The organism is Tsukamurella sp. M9C (assembly GCF_020169415.1).
Classification (GTDB): domain Bacteria; phylum Actinomycetota; class Actinomycetes; order Mycobacteriales; family Mycobacteriaceae; genus Tsukamurella.
In genome coordinates, this window is record NZ_JAIULG010000001.1 from 25,885 (window position 1) to 42,725 (window position 16,841).

Genomic DNA, 16,841 nt, shown 5'->3' on the forward strand with positions numbered 1-16,841 from the left:
CGGATACGCTGGCCGCATGCGGAAGACCGTCCGGACCGCCGCGGCGGCCACCCTCCTCACCACGTCGCTGATCACCGCCACGGGCCCCGCCACCGCCGCGCCCACGCCGGCGCCGAAGCCGGGGAACACGGTGGTCGTCGACGTCCGGACCACGGTCTTCCTGACCAGCGAGGCCCCGCCGCGGACCACGGTGTACGCCGACGGACGCATCATCACCAAGGCCGTCGCGCCCGGGTCGCGGCTCGTCCAGCTGCAGGGCAAGCCCGCCGATGTCGCGGACCTGCGCGCCATCACCGAGCGCGTGCTCCGGAATCAGCCGCAGTACGACCGGAAGGCGCAGATCTTCGACGGCTGGATCGTCTCCGCCACCGTGCGCACCACGGACGGAGCGGTGCTCAAGGCCACCGTCGACAACCCCGAGCCGCGCGGATGGTCGGCGTTGTCCAAGCTCCCGAGCGAGCTGGACAAGCGGATCGCCGCGATCCCGGGACCGCGCACGCCGTACACCGCGCCCCGCTAGGAGCCCTGGCGCTCGGCCCACCACTTCGTCAGCTCGGCCTCGGCCTCGTCGCGATCGAGGGGGCCGCGGTCCAGGCGCAGCTCCTTGAGGAACTTCCACGCCGCGCCGACGTCCGGTCCCGGCTGCAGCCCGAGCAGTTCCATGATCGCGTTGCCGTCGAGGTCGGGACGGACCCGCGCGAGGTCCTCCTTCGCCGCGATGGTGTCGATGCGGCGCTCGAGCCCGTCGTAGGTGGCCTGCAGCCGCGCGGCGCGCCGCTTGTTGCGCGTCGTGCAGTCGGCGCGGACCAGCTTGTGCAGGCGGGAGAGCAGCGGCCCCGCGTCGGTGACGTAGCGGCGGACCGCCGAGTCCGTCCACTGCCCGTCGCCGTAGCCGTGGAACCGCAGGTGCAGGAACACCAACTGGGCGACGTCCTCGGTCACGGCCTTCGGGTAGGCCAGGGCCCGCATGCGCCTGCGGACCATCTTCGCGCCCACCACCTCGTGGTGGTGGAAGGAGACGCCGCCGTTCGGCTCGTGCCGGCGGGTGTCGGGCTTGCCGATGTCGTGCAGCAGCGCGGCCCAGCGCAGGATCAGGTCGGGGTCGGACTCCTCCAGGTCGATGGCCTGCTGCAGCACGGTCATCGAGTGCCAGAAGACGTCCTTGTGCTGGTGGTGCTCGTCGATCGCGAGCTTCATGCCCGGGATCTCCGGGATCACGCGCTCGGCCAGCCCGGTGTCGACGAGCAGCACGATCCCGTCGACGGGGTGCTCGCCCAGGATCAGCTTGTCCAGCTCGGCCCGGACCCGCTCGGCGGTGATCCGGTCGAGCTCGGGCGCCATGTCGGTCATGGCGCGCTGCACCCGCTCGGCGACGGAGAAGCCCAGCTGGGAGACGAAGCGGGCGGCGCGGAGCATGCGCAGCGGATCGTCCGAGAACGATTCCTCGGGCGTCGCCGGCGTGTCGATCTCGCCCGCGAGCAGCGCGTCGAGGCCGTTCAGCGGGTCCTGGAAGTCCTCGGCGCCGTCGCGGCCGATGCGCACGGCCATCGCGTTGATGGTGAAGTCGCGGCGCACCAGGTCGTCACGCAGGTTCTCGCCGAACTTCACGACGGGGTTGCGGGTGACCCGGTCGTAGGCCTCGGCGCGGTAGGTGGTGATCTCGATCAGCTGGTCGGCGAAGGCGGCGCTGACGGTGCCGAACTCGATGCCGGTGTCCCACATCGCGTCGGCCCAGCCGCGCAGCAGCGCCTGGACCTGCTCGGGGCGGGCGTCGGTGGTGAAGTCCAGATCGGTCGTCAGCCGGCCGAGCAGCGCGTCGCGCACGGAGCCGCCCACGAGGTACAACTCGTGACCCGCGTCGGCGAACCGGACGCCCAGCGGGGCCAGGACGTCGGACAATTCGCGCAGCGAGATGTGCGCCGCCGCCAGCAGGCGGGTGCGGCGTTCGGCACGCACGTCCGCCGGGCCGGCGGGAGAGCTTTCGGTCACGACCGACCAGTCTACTGCCGGGGGAAAACGCGACGGTGGCGTATGGGAGCGCAACCGGCCAGTAGCATCGGGGGGTGACCTCCGCCGAATCCGCCGACTCCTCGGGCCGCCCGCAGCGCCCGGGTCCCGTCGGCGACTCCGCGGGCGGAGCGCCCTCCCGACCGCGGCGTCGGCGTCGCCGCGGGGGCCGCGGGCGCGGCCGCGGCCAGCTCTCGGCCGTCACCGATCAGCAGGCGAAACCGGAGGCCGACGGCGCACCGTCGGAGCCCGCCCCCGCCGCGAAGCCCGCCCGTAAACAGGGCACCCCCACGTCCAAGGCCAAGCGTCCCGTGCCCGGGCGGGCCCGCCCCGACCCGCGCATCCGCACGGTCCGCGAGACCTCTGCGGGCGGCCTCGTCGTGGCCGGGCTCGACGGTGCCGACGAGCTGCGGGCCGCGCTCATCGGGCGCGTCGACCGCCGGGGCCGCACCCTGTGGTCGCTGCCGAAGGGGCACATCGAGACGGGCGAGACCGCCGAGCTCACCGCGATCCGCGAAGTCGCCGAGGAGACGGGCCTCACCGGCTCCGTACTGGCGCCGATCGGCAAGATCGACTACTGGTTCGCCGTCGAGGGCCGCCGCGTGCACAAGACGGTGCACCACTTCCTGCTGTCCTGGGAGAGCGGCGACCTCTCGACCGAGGACTACGAGGTCTCCGAGGTGGCGTGGGTGCCGCTGGCCGAGCTCCCGACCCGGCTCACCTACTCCGACGAGCGCAAACTCGTCGCCACCGCGCGCACCGTCATCGACGACCTGACCGCCGACCCGGACGAGCTGGCCACCCGGTTGGCCGCCGCCCCGCGCAGCGAGCCCACGGCGTACGAGCGCGCCGCGGCCGAGCGCAACGCCGTCCGCAACGATCCGCCGAAGCCCCGCCGCCGGCGCGGCGGGAGGCGCTCCCGCGGGCGCCGCGGCGGTGGTGGCGGGAGCGGTCAGACGTGACCCGGTCGGCCCGCCTCCTGTGCGTGCTGACGCTCCTGATCGCGATCACCGGCCTGCCCGCGCCCAGCGGGGCCGGCCTTCCGGACGCGCAGTTCGTACGGATCAACGTCGACGAGGTCACCTCGCGGATCACCGACACCTCCCCGAACGAGGTGGTGGTGCGCGGCACCGTCGAGAACTTCGGCGACCGCGACGTGAGCGACCTGGACCTGCGGATCCAGCGGGCGCCGGCGGTGTCGACCTCCGCGCAGCTGCGCTCCGACCTGGTGGCCGACAACAACGTCTACGACACCCTGGGCCGGTTCGAGCCGGTCTCGAAGGTCCTCAAACCGGGGGAGAAGACGTCCTTCAACGTCGCCATCCCCGTGCGGCCCTCGCCCACGACGCGCGGCGCCACCCTCGGCATCGACCGGCCGGGCGTCTACCCGCTGCTGCTCAATCTCAACGGCAAGCCCGCGTACGGCGGCGCCGCGCGGCTCGACGACTCGCGGACCCTGCTTCCCGTCCTCGGCCTGCCCGACGGGAGCGCCGACACCCCCGGCGGCGTCGACAAGGCCGTCACCACCTCGCCCGCGCAGGTCACGCTGCTGTGGCCGCTGGCCGACAATCCGAAGCTCGCGGGCGGCGTGCCCGGCGGCGGCGACACCCCGGTGCGGCTCGTGGACGACGCGCTCGCCGGGTCGCTCGGCGAGGGCGGCCGGCTCGACGGCCTGCTGTCGGCCTACGAGGACGCGACGCGCGGCCCCGACCCGCGGCGCACCGCCCTGCGGACGGCCGCCTGCCTCGCGATCGACCCCGACCTGCTGGTCACCGTCCAGGCCATGACCGCGCCGTACCGCGTCTCCCGCAATCCCGCCGACCCGCGCGGCCCCAGCACCGCCGGCACCGGCAGCGACGAGGCGAGCGCCTGGCTGGAGAAGCTGCGGCGCGTCGCCGCCGACTCCTGCGTGGTCGCGCTGCCCTTCGGCCAGGTCGACCTCGAGGCCCTCGGCCGCTCCGCCGAGCCCTCGCTGCAGCGCGCCGCCCTCGACACCCCGTCCGACGTCATCGACTCCATCCTCGGCGTGCAGTCCGTGCGGGGCGTCGCCATCCCCACCTCCGGCGTGCTCCTGTCCGACGGTGCGCGGCAGCTCCGCGCTTCCGACGTCGCCGCCACCGTCGTTTCCGCCACCGCGGTGCGGGCGCCGGACCGCGGCGCCGGCACCCCGTCGGGCATCGTCCCGGTGGGCCAGGGCATCGGCGCGGCCGTCTTCGACCCGAGCGTCTCCGCGGCGCTCGCCGCGATGGGGAGGACCACCGACGGGGCCGAGGACGGCGTCGCGCCCGGCCCGACGGGCACCGTGCCCACCTCCTCGACGTTCACCATGTCCGAGGAGTCGGCGGCCATGCGGCGGCAGGCCGCGGTCGGCGCCGTGACCGCTGCCGCGCTCGACCCGACCCAGCGCTACGCCCCGCCCGACGGGTGGGCCGCGAGCACCGCCACCGATCCCGTCGCGCGCGTGACCGGCCGGTCGACGCTGATCGTGCCGCCCCAGGTGTGGGCGGCGGGCCCCGACGACGCCCGCGCGGTCCTCGACGCCGTCTCCGCGCAGTTCGGGGCCGGCCTCGCGGGCCCCCGCACGTTCCGCGACGTGGTCGCCTCCGCCCAGTCGACGGGGCGGGACCCGGCGCGCAACGCAGCGCCTTGGACGCTGCGGCAGCCGCCCGAGACGACGGCCTCGCGGGTCCCCGACCGGATCGTCACGGCCGCCGCCGCCCACGTGCGGCAGGTCGACCAACTCGGCGCCGCCCTCCTCCCGCTGCCGAAGACCCCGCTCACGCCCCGCATGTACACCTCGCCGCTGCGGGAGGACGCGGTGCGCGCGCTGCGCTGGGCGCCGTCGCGGCAGGCGGTCGACGGTGACGCCTCCATCCGGCTCACGGCCGCGCGGGCGTCGATGTCGGCGCAGCTCGCCTCGGTGCGCTTCGTCAGCCCCGGCGGCGCGTACACCCTGGCCTCGGACAAGTCGCCGCTACTCATCGTCGCGCGCAACGACCTGCCGCTGCCGATCCGCACCGTGATCGACTGGTCCGCCCCGCAGGGGGTGACGATCGACGCCTCCGAGGTGCAGGAGCTGCCGGCGCGCGGCACGCGGCAGATCGAACTGCCGACCACCGTCGACTACTCGCGGCAGATCTCCGTGCAGCTGACGCTGCGGTCGAGCAGCAACATGCCGCTGGGCGATCCGATCTCCGTGTCCGTGCACTCCAATGCGTACGGCCAATCGCTGTTCTGGATCACGTGCGGCGTCGGAATCCTGCTGGTCCTGCTCGCGGGGCGGCGCCTGTGGCGCCGGTTCCGCGGCCGGCCGGACCCCGCGGACGCGGACCGTCCCCCCGCGGACGAGCACGAGAAGCGGATCGCGAACAGTTACGCTGCACATCGACCGACCGCATCGCACGAGAATCCGGAACCGAAGGACACATGAGCCGCGCCGAGCCCCGGCACATCCCGCCGAGCAGCAGTCCCGCCGCCGGCGGGAAGGACGGCGGCGGCACAGCCAGCCTGCTGCGTTCCACCGGCTCGGTCGCGGTCGCCACGCTCACCTCGCGCATCACCGGCTTCCTGCGCACCGTGCTGCTCGCGGCCATCCTCGGGCCGGCCGTCGCCTCCGCGTTCAGCATCGCCAACGCGATGCCGCAGCAGGTCTCCGAGCTCGTCCTCGGTCAGGTCCTCACCGCTCTGGTGATCCCCGTGCTGGTCCGGGCGGAGATGGAGGACAAGGACCGCGGCCAGGCCTTCTTCGAGCGCCTCTTCACGCTCTCTCTGACGATCCTCGGCGTCGCTCTGGTCGTCTCGCTGGCGCTGTCCCCGGTGCTGGTGGGGCTGCTGGTCGGGGGCTCCAAGGTCGACGAGGGCCTGACGCAGGCGCTCGTCATCATGTTCCTGCCACAGCTGATGTTCTACGGGCTCTCCGCGCTGTTCACGGCGATGCTCAACACGCGGGACGAGTTCAAACCCGGTGCGTGGGCGCCGGTGGCGTGCAATACGGTGCAGATCGCCACCCTGGTGACCTTCTACCTCATGCCCGGCGAGCTGACCCTGAACCCGACCGCGATGGGGCAGCCGAAGCTCCTCGTCCTGGGCATCGGCAGCACCCTGGGCGTGGTGCTGCAGGCACTGATCCAGATCCCCGCCATGCGCCGCTCCGGAATCAAGCTCCGCCTGCGCTGGGGCGTCGACACCCGGCTCAAGCACTTCGGCACCATGGGCATCGCGATCGTCACCTACGTCTTCATCTCGCAAGTCGGCTGGTACGCCGTCACGCCGATCCTCTCCCACGCCTCCGACGGCGGCCCCGCGATCTATCAGTACGCGTGGATGGTGCTCCAGCTGCCGTACGGCGTCATCGGCGTGGCCTTGCTGACCGCGGTGATGCCGCGCCTGTCGCGCAACGCGGCCGAGGGCAACCGCAACGCGGTACTCGATGACCTCTCCGTGGCGACGCGCCTCACGATGGTGGCGTTGATCCCGATCGTGGCCTTCATGACGGTCTTCGGACCTTCCATCGGCCGGGCGCTGTTCAACTTCGGTCAATTCTCCCAGGACGACGCCAACTTCCTGGGCACCGCGATCTCGTTCTCGGCGTTCGTGCTGGTCCCCTACGCGATGGTCCTCATCCACCTGCGGGTCTTCTACGCCCAGGAGCGGGCGTGGATCCCGACGGGGATCGTGATCGCGATCGTCGCCGTGCAGATCGGGCTGTCGTACCTGGTGCCGGTCTTCGTGGAGGACGACCATCGGATCGTCGAGTTCGTCGGCACCGCCCGCGGCCTGGCGTACACCGCCGGCGCGATCATGGGTTGGTACCTCCTGCGCCGGACGCTCGGCCCGCTGCACCTGACGAATGTCGCTCGCACTCTGGTCCAGACCACGACGGTGTCCGTTCTGGTCACCGTGACGATCTATCTCGTCATGCGACTGCCCGTCCTCAAGGCGATCGATCGCAGCGGGCCCGCCGGCGCACTGCTGTACCTTGCAATCGCAGGCACCCTCTGCATGACGTTGATCTACGCGCTGCTCGCCCTGTGGCGAGTACCGGACGTGCTGGCGATCCTGGCACCCCTGCGGCGCATCGCGGGCCGGTTCGTCCCGGCGCTGCGGCCGGGCGCACCGTCGGAGCCGGAGCGCGCGGCCTCCCGCGCCCCCGACACCCGGGAGCTGCGGCTCGACGAGCTGGAGGCCTACGCGAGCCTCCGGCGCGAGGAGATCACCGCCCAGCTGCCGCGGATCGCCGACGACATCGGCCTCCCGTATGCTGGTCAAAGCCATGTTCCCCGGCGTCCGCGGGCGAGCGCAGAACTACCGACCACGGGCCTTCGATACCGCAGAAGAGGAGCATTCGCAGTGACCGAGGACGACTCCGCACGCATGTCCGGCCACGAGGCACCCAGCACCGGTCAGATGCGACTGCCGTCCCAGCAGCAGGCGGGCCTTCCGGCGGCGTCCGAGCCCGCCGATCCCGTGGCGTGGGACGACGACGCCCCGCGCGGTCCCGAGCTCATCCCGGGCGCGGTCGTCGCGGGCGGCCGGTACCGCCTCATCGAGCACTTCGGCGGCATCCGCGGGCTGCAGTTCTGGCAGGCGCGCGACATCAACCTCGACCGCGACGTGGCCCTGACCTTCGTCGATTCGGAGCAGACCGCGCCCGTCCCCGAGCGCGGCGCACAGATCAGCCTCCGCGGTGAGGGCCCGCAGTCCATCCTCTCCCGCACCCTGCGCCTGGGTCGCGTGCACTCCAACGGCCTGGCGCGGGTGCTCGACGTGGTGCGCGGCAGCTCTGGCGGCATCGTGGTGGCCGAGTGGATCCCCAGCAGCTCGCTGGCCGACGTGGCCGGCACGCATCCGTCCGCGATCGGCGCGGCGAAGGCCGTGCGCGCCCTCGCGGGCGCGGCGGAGGGCGCGCACCGCGCCGGCGCCGCACTGTCCATCGATCACCCGGACCGGGTGCGCATCTCACAGGACGGGCACGCCTTCCTGGCCTTCCCCGGCACCCTCGCGGACGCCTCGAAGGAGTCGGACGTCCGCGGCCTCGGCGCCGTCCTCTACGCGCTGCTGCTCGAGCGGTGGCCGCTCGACGACGCGACGGGCCGCATCGTGACCACCGGGACGGGCACCGTCGCCGGGATCCAGCAGGCGGACGCCGACGCGAACGGCAACCCCGTCGAGCCGCGGGACGCCAAGCGCGACATCCCGTTCGAGATCTCCGCGGTCGCGACCCGCACGCTCGAGGGCGGCCAGGGCATCCGCACCGCCGCCACCGTGCAGCAGCTGCTGGACCAGGCCTCCGTGGTGGACGTGAAGACCGACCTGCTCGCGCCCGTGCGGGAGGAGTCCCCCCGGGAGGCTCCGCGCCAGGCCCCGGCGGCGGCCGCCGCGCGCCCCGCGCAGCCCTCGGTGCCGCTGGATCAGCAGCCCACGCCGGCCAAGCGGATCCAGTCGAAGCAGACGCTGCTGCAGCGCGTCTCGGGCGGCAAGAAGAACGTGCCGCTGCTGGTCATCGCGGCGTGCGCGGTGGCGCTGCTCGTGATCATCGGGCTCACGCTGCTGATCAGCAGCCTCACCGGCGGCAAGGACACCCAGTCGGGCGTGGGCTCGCTGTACACCTCCAGCGCGACGGCGAACGAGAGCGCCGCTCCCGCACCGGCTCCCGGCGTCGGGTCCCCGGTGAAGTCGACCGATGTCGCGCTCGTGGACTTCTCCTCCTCGAAGGACTCGGCCACCAACCTGCCGAACGTGCTCACCGGCAAGAACCCGCCGTGGAAGACGGACACCTACAAGGCCGGCCCGGTCTTCGGCAATCTCAAGAAGGGCGTCGGCTTCCTGGTGACGCTGGACAAGGCCGTCTCGCTCACCCGCGGCACCATCGTCTCGCCCAGCGCGGGCACCACCGTGGAGGTCCGCACCTCCACGAAGGACACCGTGAAGTCGCTGGACGACACCTCGCTGGTGTGGTCCGGCTCGCTGCGTCCGGGCTCCAACGACTTCCACGTCAGCTCCGTGGCGCCGCGCGCCCGCTACGTGCTGGTCTGGATCACCGGGCTGACCAAGCAGTCCGGCAACGACTGGTACTCCACCATCAACCAGGTGTCGTTCCAGGGCTCCTGACGTCCGCGGCGTCGGCCGTCGCGGCCTCGACCCTCGCCGGTCCCTCGTCAGGTATCGAGATCACCAGCGGCCGAGCGGTTCCCACGTCCCGGTAGTCGAGAAACCGCACGAGCCAACCGGTGCGCGTGCGCAGGGCCGCTTCCACGCGCACGTCCTCCGGGATCTGCAGCCCGCGGGAGCGGGCGTGGTCCGCGGCGGCGGCCCGCGCCTCCTCGGGAGTCCGCCCGGGCACCCCGTCGTACCGCGGGCCGTCGCCCGTCCACTGGGTGAGGCCGGATTCCTTGAGCTCGCTCCAGGATTCGTCGAGGAGGCGCTCCGGCGCGAGCTCGCCGAAGGCGGCCCACCACGTCGGCGCGTCGAGCCATTCGTACTCGCACATCCGCACCAGGTGATGCAGCGCCTCGTCGTGCTCGAGGCGACCGCCGAGCGCGGCCGCGACCTCCGCGGACGTGCCGACCGGGGGAAGAGGCGCGCCGGGCAGGGGAGCCTCGGCGGCGAAGGCACCGTCGTCCCAGATCCCCGTCCAGGCGTACCGGCCGGCACAGACCCGGTGATCGAGCACCGCGACGTGTTCGAGCCACGGCGGTCCGCCGGCGACGCGCTCCGCGGGTCCCGGTGCGCCCGGGACGCGCCAGCCGAGGTCGCCGCAGGACAGCACGGCCCGGTCGGGCCCGAACCAGGCCAGCGTGGCGCCGGCCGTCGACGAGGAGTCGTACCGGGCGACGCCGCGCGTCCCGCCGTCGACGGTGACGCGGAAGGGCAGCGGCGCTCCGGCCGCGGCGAGCACGGGCTGCGCCGCCGCGAGCAGGCGCCAGCGGGCGCGGATGAGCCGGAGCGGCACGGCACTGTCGGACATGACCGGATCCTCGTCCATGGTGCTGAACGGGCGCTTGTCGCGGACTTGTCGGTGGGGTGCTCTACGGTGCGGAGACGGCGCCCGCCGGGCGCGCTCGATTCGAGGGGGGACGAGATGACGGAACCGACTGACGGCGTGGTGATCGGCGAGGACGGGCTGGCCCGGCCGGCCTGGGCGGCCGACGGGCTGCTGCGCGAGTACTACGACACCGAATGGGGCATGCCGATCCGCGACGAGCGCGGGCTCTTCGAGCGGATCGCCCTGGAGGGCTTCCAGGCGGGCCTGTCGTGGGCGACGGTGCTGCGCAAGCGCCCGGCGTTCCGCGCGGGCTTCGCGGACTTCGACCCCGACGCGGTGGCGGCGTTCGACGAGGGGGACGTCGAGCGCCTGCTGGCCGATGCCGGCATCATCCGGAACCGGCAGAAGGTCGAGGCCACGATCGGCAACGCCCGGGCCGTGGTCGCCCTGCGGGAGGACGGCGGCCTCGTCGACCTGGTGTGGTCCTTCCGGCCCGAGCGCACCCCCGAGCCCCGCACGATGGCGGAGGTGGCCGCCACGTCCCCGGAGTCGGTGGCGCTCTCGAAGGAGCTGCGGCGCCGGGGCTTCCGGTTCGTGGGGCCCACCACCATGTACGCGCTGATGCAGGCGGTCGGCATCGTCGACGATCACCTCGTGGACAGCCACCGCCGCGGCAGCTCGGGGGTGTGGACGGGGTGACCGCCGCCCGGCGGCCGGGCCCTAGTGGCCCGTCCCGCCGGCGAGGTGACCGTACCGGTGCCGGGTGGTGCTCACCGCCTGCTCGCGCAGCACGCTGAGCAGTTCGCGCCGGCCGGACAGTAGCACCGGTCCGCGGAGCACGCTGTGGCCGTGCTGCGCCGCCGCGGCCTCCACCTCGGGTTCCGGCGCGCCCAGCAGGCGGATCCGGACGGGCTCGGCGCGTCCGGCCAGGCCGTCGGCGTAGTCCCGCGCGGTGTGCTCGGGCGCCTCGAAGGGCATCGCCGGGGCCTCAGGGCTCACCGTCACGTCGAGGCGGGTCCCGGTGCGGGCGGCGGCCAGCTGCAGCCGCACCAGGTCACGGGGGCGGGCGCCGGCGCCCACGCGCACCTCCAGGTGGGGGAGCGGCCGGTAGCGGAACACGTTCGTCTCGCTCGCCAGGCCGGTGGGATCGTGCTCGACGCCGAATTCGGCGTCCCAGGCGCGCTCGTCGGACGCGGCGGCGGCGTGCAGCCAAGCCAGGTCGTCCGGGGCCAGGTCCCGGGCGCCGGCGATGATCCGCTCGCTGAACACGGTGGGCGCGACCTCGGGCGCCGCGGGCACGGCCGTGTCGGCCCAGCGCCCGAACTGGGCGACGTAGTTGGGGCCGCCGGCCTTGGCGCCGGGGCCGATCGAGGAGCGCTTCCAGCCGCCGAAGGACTGCCGTTGCACGATGGCGCCGGTCATGTGCCGGTTGATGTAGAGGTTGCCCGCCTCCACCTTCTCGCGCCAGTGGTCGATCTCGTCGGGGTCGAGGCTGTGCAGGCCCGCCGTGAGGCCGTATCCGGTGGAGTTCTGCAGGCGCAGCGCCTCGTCGAGCGTCGCGGCGCGCATGATGCCGAGCACCGGGCCGAAGAGCTCGGTGGTGTGGAACCAGCTGCCCTCGGCGACGCCGTCGAGCACGCCGGGCGCCCAGAACCGGCCGGTCTCGTCGAGCCGCCGCGGTGCGACCAGCCAGCGCTCGCCCGGGGCGGGCTCGGTGAGCCCGCGCAGCAGCTTGCCCGAGGCGGGTTCGATGAGCGGGCCCACCGTGGTGCCGAGGTCGTGCCCCTCGCCCACGACGAGGGTGCGGACCGCGTCCTGCAGCTGCCCGAGGAACCGCTGCGAGGAACCGACGCTGCCGACCAGGATCCCCAGCGAGGCGGCGGAGCACTTCTGCCCGGCGTGGCCGAAGGCGCTGCGCACCAGGTCGTTCACCGCCAGATCGGGGTCTGCGGCGGGCGTCACGATCATCGCGTTCTTGCCGGAGGTCTCCGCGAGCAGCTCGAGCTCGGGCCGCCAGCCACGGAACAGCGCCGCCGTCTCGCTCGCGCCGGTGAGGACCACCGCGTCCGCGTCGGGATGGGTGACCAGGCGGCGCCCGGCATCCGCCTCGTCGGCGTTGACGAGCTGCACGAGGCCGGCGGGCACGCCCGCGGCGTGCAGGGCGGCGATCGCCGCGGTCCCGCAGCGGAGCACCTGCGGCGCCGGCTTGATGATCACGGCGGCGCCGGCGGCGAGGGCCGCGAGCACGCCGCCGAGGGGGATCGCGACGGGGAAGTTCCACGGCGGGGTGACCACGACGAGGCGGTGCGGGGTGAAGGCCGCCTCGTCGTCGCGGAGTTCGAGGGCGCTCTGCGCGTAGTAGCGGGCGAAGTCGATGGCCTCCGAGATCTCCGGATCCGCCTCGGCGACGGTCTTTCCCGCCTCGTACGACATGACGGTGAGCAGCTCGCCGCGGCGGCGCGACAGCTCGTCGGCGACACGGCGCAGCAGCGCCGCCCGCTCGTCGGCGGGAAGCGCCGCCCAGGCCCGTTGCGCCGTCAGCGCGGTCGCGACGGCCGAGTCGACGGCAGCCGGATCCGTCACCCGCGCAGGCGGTTCGACGGTGTCCGGCGCCGCGAGGGCGGCGCGCGCCCACGCCCGGTTCGCGGGGGTCGAGGGGTCGGTGTCGGGCTCGCCGACGAACGGCCCGTCGCCCGGAGCCGTGATCCCGGTCGCGGTCGCGGTCGTGCGGTCCTGCACCCGGTTCGGGCCGTCCTGCACGGCGGCACGTCGGGCGAAGGCGGTGCGGAAACGCCTCTCCTCCAGCGCGATCGCGTCGGGGTCGGGGCTGAACATGGAGTACAGGAAGTTGTCGCTGGAGGCGTTCTCCTCGAGCCGGCGCACGAGGTAGCTGACCGCCACGTCGAAGTCGCCGGAGTGCACCACCGGGGTGTAGAGGATGAGCGAACCGACGTCGGCGCGCACGGCGGCGGCCTCCATGGGCGCCATGCCCTGCAGCATCTCGATGTCCAACTGGCGCTGCACGTCCCGCTGCTCCGCCAGTTCCACCGCGTAGGCGACGGAGAAGAGGTTCTGCGAAGCGACGCCGATGCGGAGCGCGTCGGCGTTCTCGGGGCGCAGCGCGGTGTCGACCATGCGCAGGTAGTTCGCGTCGACGTCGGCCTTGCTGCCGTACGTGGCGAGCGGCCAGTCGTGCACCTCGGCGTCCACCCGCTCCATGGCGAGGTTGGCGCCCTTGACCAGCCGCACCTTGATCGGGGCGCCGCCTGCGGCGACGCGGCGACGCGCGAAGTCGGTGAGCCGGGCGAGGGCGCCCATGGCGTCGGGGAGGTAGGCCTGCAGCACGATTCCGGCGGTGAGGGAGCGGAACTCGGGCTCGTCGAGCAGGGCGGTGAACACCTCGATCGTCAGGTGCAGGTCCTTGTACTCCTCCATGTCGAGGTTGACGAACTTCCCGCCGTCGCGGGCCGTCCGGTACAGGGGCCGCAGCCGCTCGACGATCCGGTCGCGGTTGCCCTCGAGATCCCACGGGACGAGCTGGGCGACCACGGACGAGACCTTGATGGAGACGTAGTCCACGGCCGGGTCGGCGAGCAGCTCGTGCGTGCGGGCGAGCCGGCGATCGGCCTCGCCCTGTCCCAGCACGGCCTCGCCGAGCAGGTTGAGGTTGAGCCGCACGCCCGTCTCGCGGGCGCGGCGCAGGCGCCGCTGCAGGTGGTCGCCGTCGGCATCGAAGACCAAGTGGCCCACCAGCTGTCGCAGCCGCAGCCGCGCGACGGGCATCGCGATCGACGGTGCGATCCCCGCGGCGACGGTGCCCGCGCGGAGCAGCGCCGCGTCGACGGGGCTCATGAAGGCCCGCCCGGGCGCGCCACCGGCGGCGGGGGAGACGAGGCGCCGCAGCGCCTTCGCCGCGACCCGGTCGTCCTCGGGGCGCGCCACCTGGTCGACGAAGCCCATCGTGAACTCGACGCCGCTCGGATCGTGCAGCAGCGCCGCGAGACTGGAGGTGGCGGCGGCCTCCCGGCGGCCGACCTCGGCCGGGCGCGGCCCGCGGCTGGTGCGCAGCCATCGCTGCGCCCGGGCGACGGCAGCGTCCACGATGCGGGTGCCGTCGGGACCCGCGGCATCGGCGCCGGGAGAGCCGAAGGACGGCAGGGGAGCGGACGGACGTGACGAATCGACCATGAGAGGCCTCCTGAGTAGCTCGCGCGGTGAATGGAGAATCCACAGCGACGGGTGCGCCACCTGGCCTAGACGCGAGTGTAATACCGCTCACACGGAATCCGCGAGCCCCATGCGCTATCGCAAATCCGCCGGCGTATTCCGTGTCGAAGATTGAATAGCAAAGAAATGGTCTCGGAACGGTATCGGGCCCCTCTACGATCCCGTGCATGACCGAGTGGGGGAACACCATCTCGCGGTCGGCCGGGTCGGGGGATCCGGTGACCGATACGCCGCACGACGCCGCGTGCGCGGCCCCGGCGGGCGCCGGGCACGCGTCGGGCGCCGGGCACGCCCCGGTCTCCGACGAGAAGCTGCTGGCCGACGCCGCCCGCGGCGACGGCGACGCCTTCGCTGAGCTCTTCGAACGGCACGCCCGGCAGCTGCGGGCGACGGCGCTACGCACCATCCGCGACTACACCGACGCCGAGGACTGCCTGCAGGACGCCATGCTGCGGGCCTTCCAGCTCTCGCCGAGCTTCCGCGGGGACTGCAAGGTGGGGAGCTGGCTGCACCGCATCGTGGTCAACGCGTGCCTGGACCGGGCGCGACGCAATCAGGTGCGCACGTCGCTGCCCATGCCCGACGACCTGAGCGGCCTCGCCTCGGACGAGGGCCGCGGCGCGGAGGAACTGGACCGCCGCCTCTCGGTCGAGGCCGCGCTGCGGATGCTGCCCGAGGACCAGCGGGCCGCGGTGGTCGCCGTCGACATGTACGGGCTGTCCGTGACGCAGGCCGCGGAGCAGCTCGGCGTCGCGCCGGGCACCGTCAAGAGCCGCCGGGCCCGGGCCCGCGTCCGGCTCGAGCGACTGCTGCGCTGATCCGGCCGTTTCCCGGCCCTGCGTGCGGGTCGTTCGCCAGCCGCACAACAAGTATTGAAATCGATGGGAACCGATCGGCGGGCTGGTGCGTCCAATTCATGAGAGGAGGTTTCCGATGGGGAAGGCAGTACCGCCGGCGGACGGCGAGGACGACGACCGGCCGCTCAGTCGCGCACAGGAGGCGCGGCTCGACGCGGCGCTGGCGGAGTACCGCGACCGCACGTTCGCGCAGTGGTCCGCGCCGGACGGTTTCACCGCCGACTCCCCGCTCGGGGACCGCCGGATCTCGGCCGCGATCCGCGCCGCTCGGCCGCCGGTCCTGCCGCGTCGCCGGCTGCGGTACTCCCTGGCGGCCGCGGCGGCCGCCGTCGGCGTGCTGGCGGGCACCGTCGCCCTGAGCACCGTGCGGGACGCGCCCGCCGAGCCCGAGAGCGGCGTGCTCCTCGCGGCCGCGACGCCGGGCGGCGACCGCGGTCCCTTCGCCGACGTTACGGCGCTCGCCCGCTGCCTGGACACGGCGTCCGTGCCCGCTGCACAGCGGACCCTGCTCGGCGCGGGGCCCGTCCACGTCCGGGACGACCGCGCGACGGTGCTGCTCCTGCCCGGCGGCAGGCTGGGCGACCTGCGGCTGCTCGCGGTGACCCCGTCGTGCGCCCGGGGGGAGGTCTCGTCGGTGCTGGTCGACCGCGTCCTCACCGGTGGCGGGGCCGGCCGCGCGGCCACGCCGTAATCTGGGAGGAGGCGGCGCGGGAACATTGTCGGGTCCGGCGCCGTTGGCACACATGTCGGCCCGGGACGACCGGGCGCTTCTTCAACAGGTTGGGTGGGTAATGACTGCAGCGGGCACCGATATCGCGGACGTGATCATCATCGGATCGGGTCCGGCCGGATACACGGCGGGCGTCTACGCCGGTCGCGCGGAGCTGAGCACCATCCTGTTCGAGGGCACCAACTTCGGCGGCGCGCTGATGACCACCACCGAGGTCGAGAACTACCCCGGCTTCCGCGAGGGCATCATGGGCCCGCAGCTCATGGACGAGATGCGCGAGCAGGCCATCCGCTTCGGCGCCGATCTGCGCATGGAGGACGTGGAGTCCGTGCAGCTCGACGGCGAGATCAAGGAGGTCGTCACGGCCGAGGGCACCTACCGCGCCCGCGCCGTGATCCTCGCGATGGGCGCCGCCGCCCGCTACCTCGGCATTCCCGGTGAGGAGGCCCTGCTCGGCCGCGGCGTGAGCGCCTGCGCCACCTGCGACGGCTTCTTCTTCCGCGACCAGGACATCGCCGTGGTCGGCGGCGGCGATTCGGCGATGGAGGAGGCGATCTTCCTCACCAAGTTCGCCAAGTCGGTCACGCTGATCCACCGCAGCGAGAACTTCCGCGCCTCGAAGATCATGCTCGACCGCGCCCGCGACAACGAGAAGATCCGCTTCCTCACCGACGCCAAGGTCAACGCCGTGCAGGGGGAGAAGTCGGTCGAGTCGCTGCTCGTCGAGAACACCGTGACGGGCGCCGTCTCCACGCTCGAGGTCACGGGCCTGTTCGTGGCCATCGGCCACGACCCCCGGTCCGCGCTGGTCGCGGGCCAGGTCACCGTCGACGACGAGGGTTACGTGCAGGTCGAGGGCCGTAGCACCGCCACCGGCGTGCCCGGCGTCTTCGCCTCGGGCGACCTCGTCGACCACACCTACCGCCAGGCCATCACGGCGGCCGGCAGCGGCTGTTCCGCCGCGATCGACGCCGAGCGCTGGCTCGCGCATCACCGCGAAGCCGCCGTCGCCCAGTAGTCCGTCCCCCGAAGAACC

Annotated in this window: 11 protein-coding genes; 8 read left to right on the plus strand and 3 right to left on the minus strand. The window is 73.3% G+C overall.

Translation table 11 applies throughout. The features are described 5' to 3' along the window. Positions 1-16 precede the first annotated feature (16 nt). Entirely contained in the window at positions 17-520 is a 504-nt protein-coding gene (locus tag LB823_RS00125) for a hypothetical protein (RefSeq protein WP_224644748.1), read from the plus strand. Here the strand turns inward: LB823_RS00125 and LB823_RS00130 are convergent. After that, positions 517-1,989 carry a CCA tRNA nucleotidyltransferase gene (locus tag LB823_RS00130; RefSeq protein WP_224644749.1) on the minus strand — a complete coding sequence of 491 codons (1,473 nt, stop codon included), beginning with the start codon at positions 1,987-1,989 and terminating at the stop codon, positions 517-519. The genes LB823_RS00125 and LB823_RS00130 overlap by 4 nt on opposite strands. A gap of 74 nt (positions 1,990-2,063) precedes the next feature. Here LB823_RS00130 and LB823_RS00135 point away from each other — a divergent pair, with 74 nt between their 5' ends. The 3 genes from LB823_RS00135 to LB823_RS00145 are packed head-to-tail and all read left to right on the plus strand — an operon-like array spanning position 2,064 to position 9,117. Further along, complete coding sequence (locus LB823_RS00135; protein ID WP_224644750.1) at positions 2,064-2,969, plus strand: NUDIX hydrolase; 906 nt, start codon at positions 2,064-2,066, stop codon at positions 2,967-2,969. Beyond that, on the plus strand, positions 2,966-5,437 hold the full coding sequence (locus LB823_RS00140) for a glycoprotein (protein WP_224644751.1): 2,472 nt from the start codon (positions 2,966-2,968) through the stop codon (positions 5,435-5,437). Before LB823_RS00135 ends, LB823_RS00140 begins: the two co-directional genes overlap by 4 nt. Beyond that, the gene (locus LB823_RS00145) at positions 5,434-9,117 is read left to right on the plus strand and encodes a murein biosynthesis integral membrane protein MurJ (RefSeq protein WP_224644752.1); all 3,684 of its coding nucleotides are present in this window, start codon (positions 5,434-5,436) and stop codon (positions 9,115-9,117) included. Before LB823_RS00140 ends, LB823_RS00145 begins: the two co-directional genes overlap by 4 nt. Here the strand turns inward: LB823_RS00145 and LB823_RS00150 are convergent. After that, complete coding sequence (locus LB823_RS00150; protein ID WP_224644753.1) at positions 9,089-9,973, minus strand: hypothetical protein; 885 nt, start codon at positions 9,971-9,973, stop codon at positions 9,089-9,091. The genes LB823_RS00145 and LB823_RS00150 overlap by 29 nt on opposite strands. A gap of 114 nt (positions 9,974-10,087) precedes the next feature. On the opposite strand from LB823_RS00150, the gene LB823_RS00155 reads away from it, so the two are divergent. Continuing rightward, positions 10,088-10,690, plus strand: a complete 603-nt coding sequence (locus LB823_RS00155) for a DNA-3-methyladenine glycosylase I (RefSeq protein WP_224644754.1) — start codon at positions 10,088-10,090, stop codon at positions 10,688-10,690. A gap of 21 nt (positions 10,691-10,711) precedes the next feature. On the opposite strand, the gene LB823_RS00160 is transcribed toward LB823_RS00155, so the two are convergent. Next, positions 10,712-14,179, minus strand: a complete 3,468-nt coding sequence (locus LB823_RS00160; RefSeq protein WP_224644755.1) for a bifunctional proline dehydrogenase/L-glutamate gamma-semialdehyde dehydrogenase — start codon at positions 14,177-14,179, stop codon at positions 10,712-10,714. A 206-nt stretch (positions 14,180-14,385) separates the two neighbouring features. Between LB823_RS00160 and sigM the strand changes: the two genes are divergently transcribed. The 3 genes from sigM to trxB all read left to right on the plus strand — a co-directional run bounded on the left by sigM (position 14,386) and on the right by trxB (position 16,823). After that, entirely contained in the window at positions 14,386-15,036 is a 651-nt protein-coding gene (gene sigM, locus LB823_RS00165; protein WP_224644756.1) for an RNA polymerase sigma factor SigM, read from the plus strand. 115 nt (positions 15,037-15,151) lie between these two features. Then, positions 15,152-15,766 carry a hypothetical protein gene (locus LB823_RS00170; protein ID WP_224644757.1) on the plus strand — a complete coding sequence of 205 codons (615 nt, stop codon included), beginning with the start codon at positions 15,152-15,154 and terminating at the stop codon, positions 15,764-15,766. 100 nt (positions 15,767-15,866) lie between these two features. Then, positions 15,867-16,823: a thioredoxin-disulfide reductase gene (gene trxB, locus LB823_RS00175; protein WP_224644758.1), complete on the plus strand. Its 957-nt coding sequence runs from the start codon at positions 15,867-15,869 to the stop codon at positions 16,821-16,823. Positions 16,824-16,841 lie beyond the last annotated feature (18 nt).

Excerpts from the sequence above, each read along its gene's own strand:
- sigM (WP_224644756.1), top strand. The coding sequence starts at position 14,386 with ATGACCGAGTGGGGGAACACCATCTCGCGGTCGGCCGGGTCGGGGGAT.
- trxB (WP_224644758.1), top strand. The coding sequence starts at position 15,867 with ATGACTGCAGCGGGCACCGATATCGCGGACGTGATCATCATCGGATCG.
- LB823_RS00145 (WP_224644752.1), top strand. The coding sequence starts at position 5,434 with ATGAGCCGCGCCGAGCCCCGGCACATCCCGCCGAGCAGCAGTCCCGCC.
- LB823_RS00170 (WP_224644757.1), top strand. The coding sequence starts at position 15,152 with ATGGGGAAGGCAGTACCGCCGGCGGACGGCGAGGACGACGACCGGCCG.
- LB823_RS00125 (WP_224644748.1), top strand. The coding sequence starts at position 17 with ATGCGGAAGACCGTCCGGACCGCCGCGGCGGCCACCCTCCTCACCACG.
- LB823_RS00160 (WP_224644755.1), bottom strand. The coding sequence starts at position 14,179 with ATGGTCGATTCGTCACGTCCGTCCGCTCCCCTGCCGTCCTTCGGCTCT.
- LB823_RS00150 (WP_224644753.1), bottom strand. The coding sequence starts at position 9,973 with ATGTCCGACAGTGCCGTGCCGCTCCGGCTCATCCGCGCCCGCTGGCGC.
- LB823_RS00155 (WP_224644754.1), top strand. The coding sequence starts at position 10,088 with ATGACGGAACCGACTGACGGCGTGGTGATCGGCGAGGACGGGCTGGCC.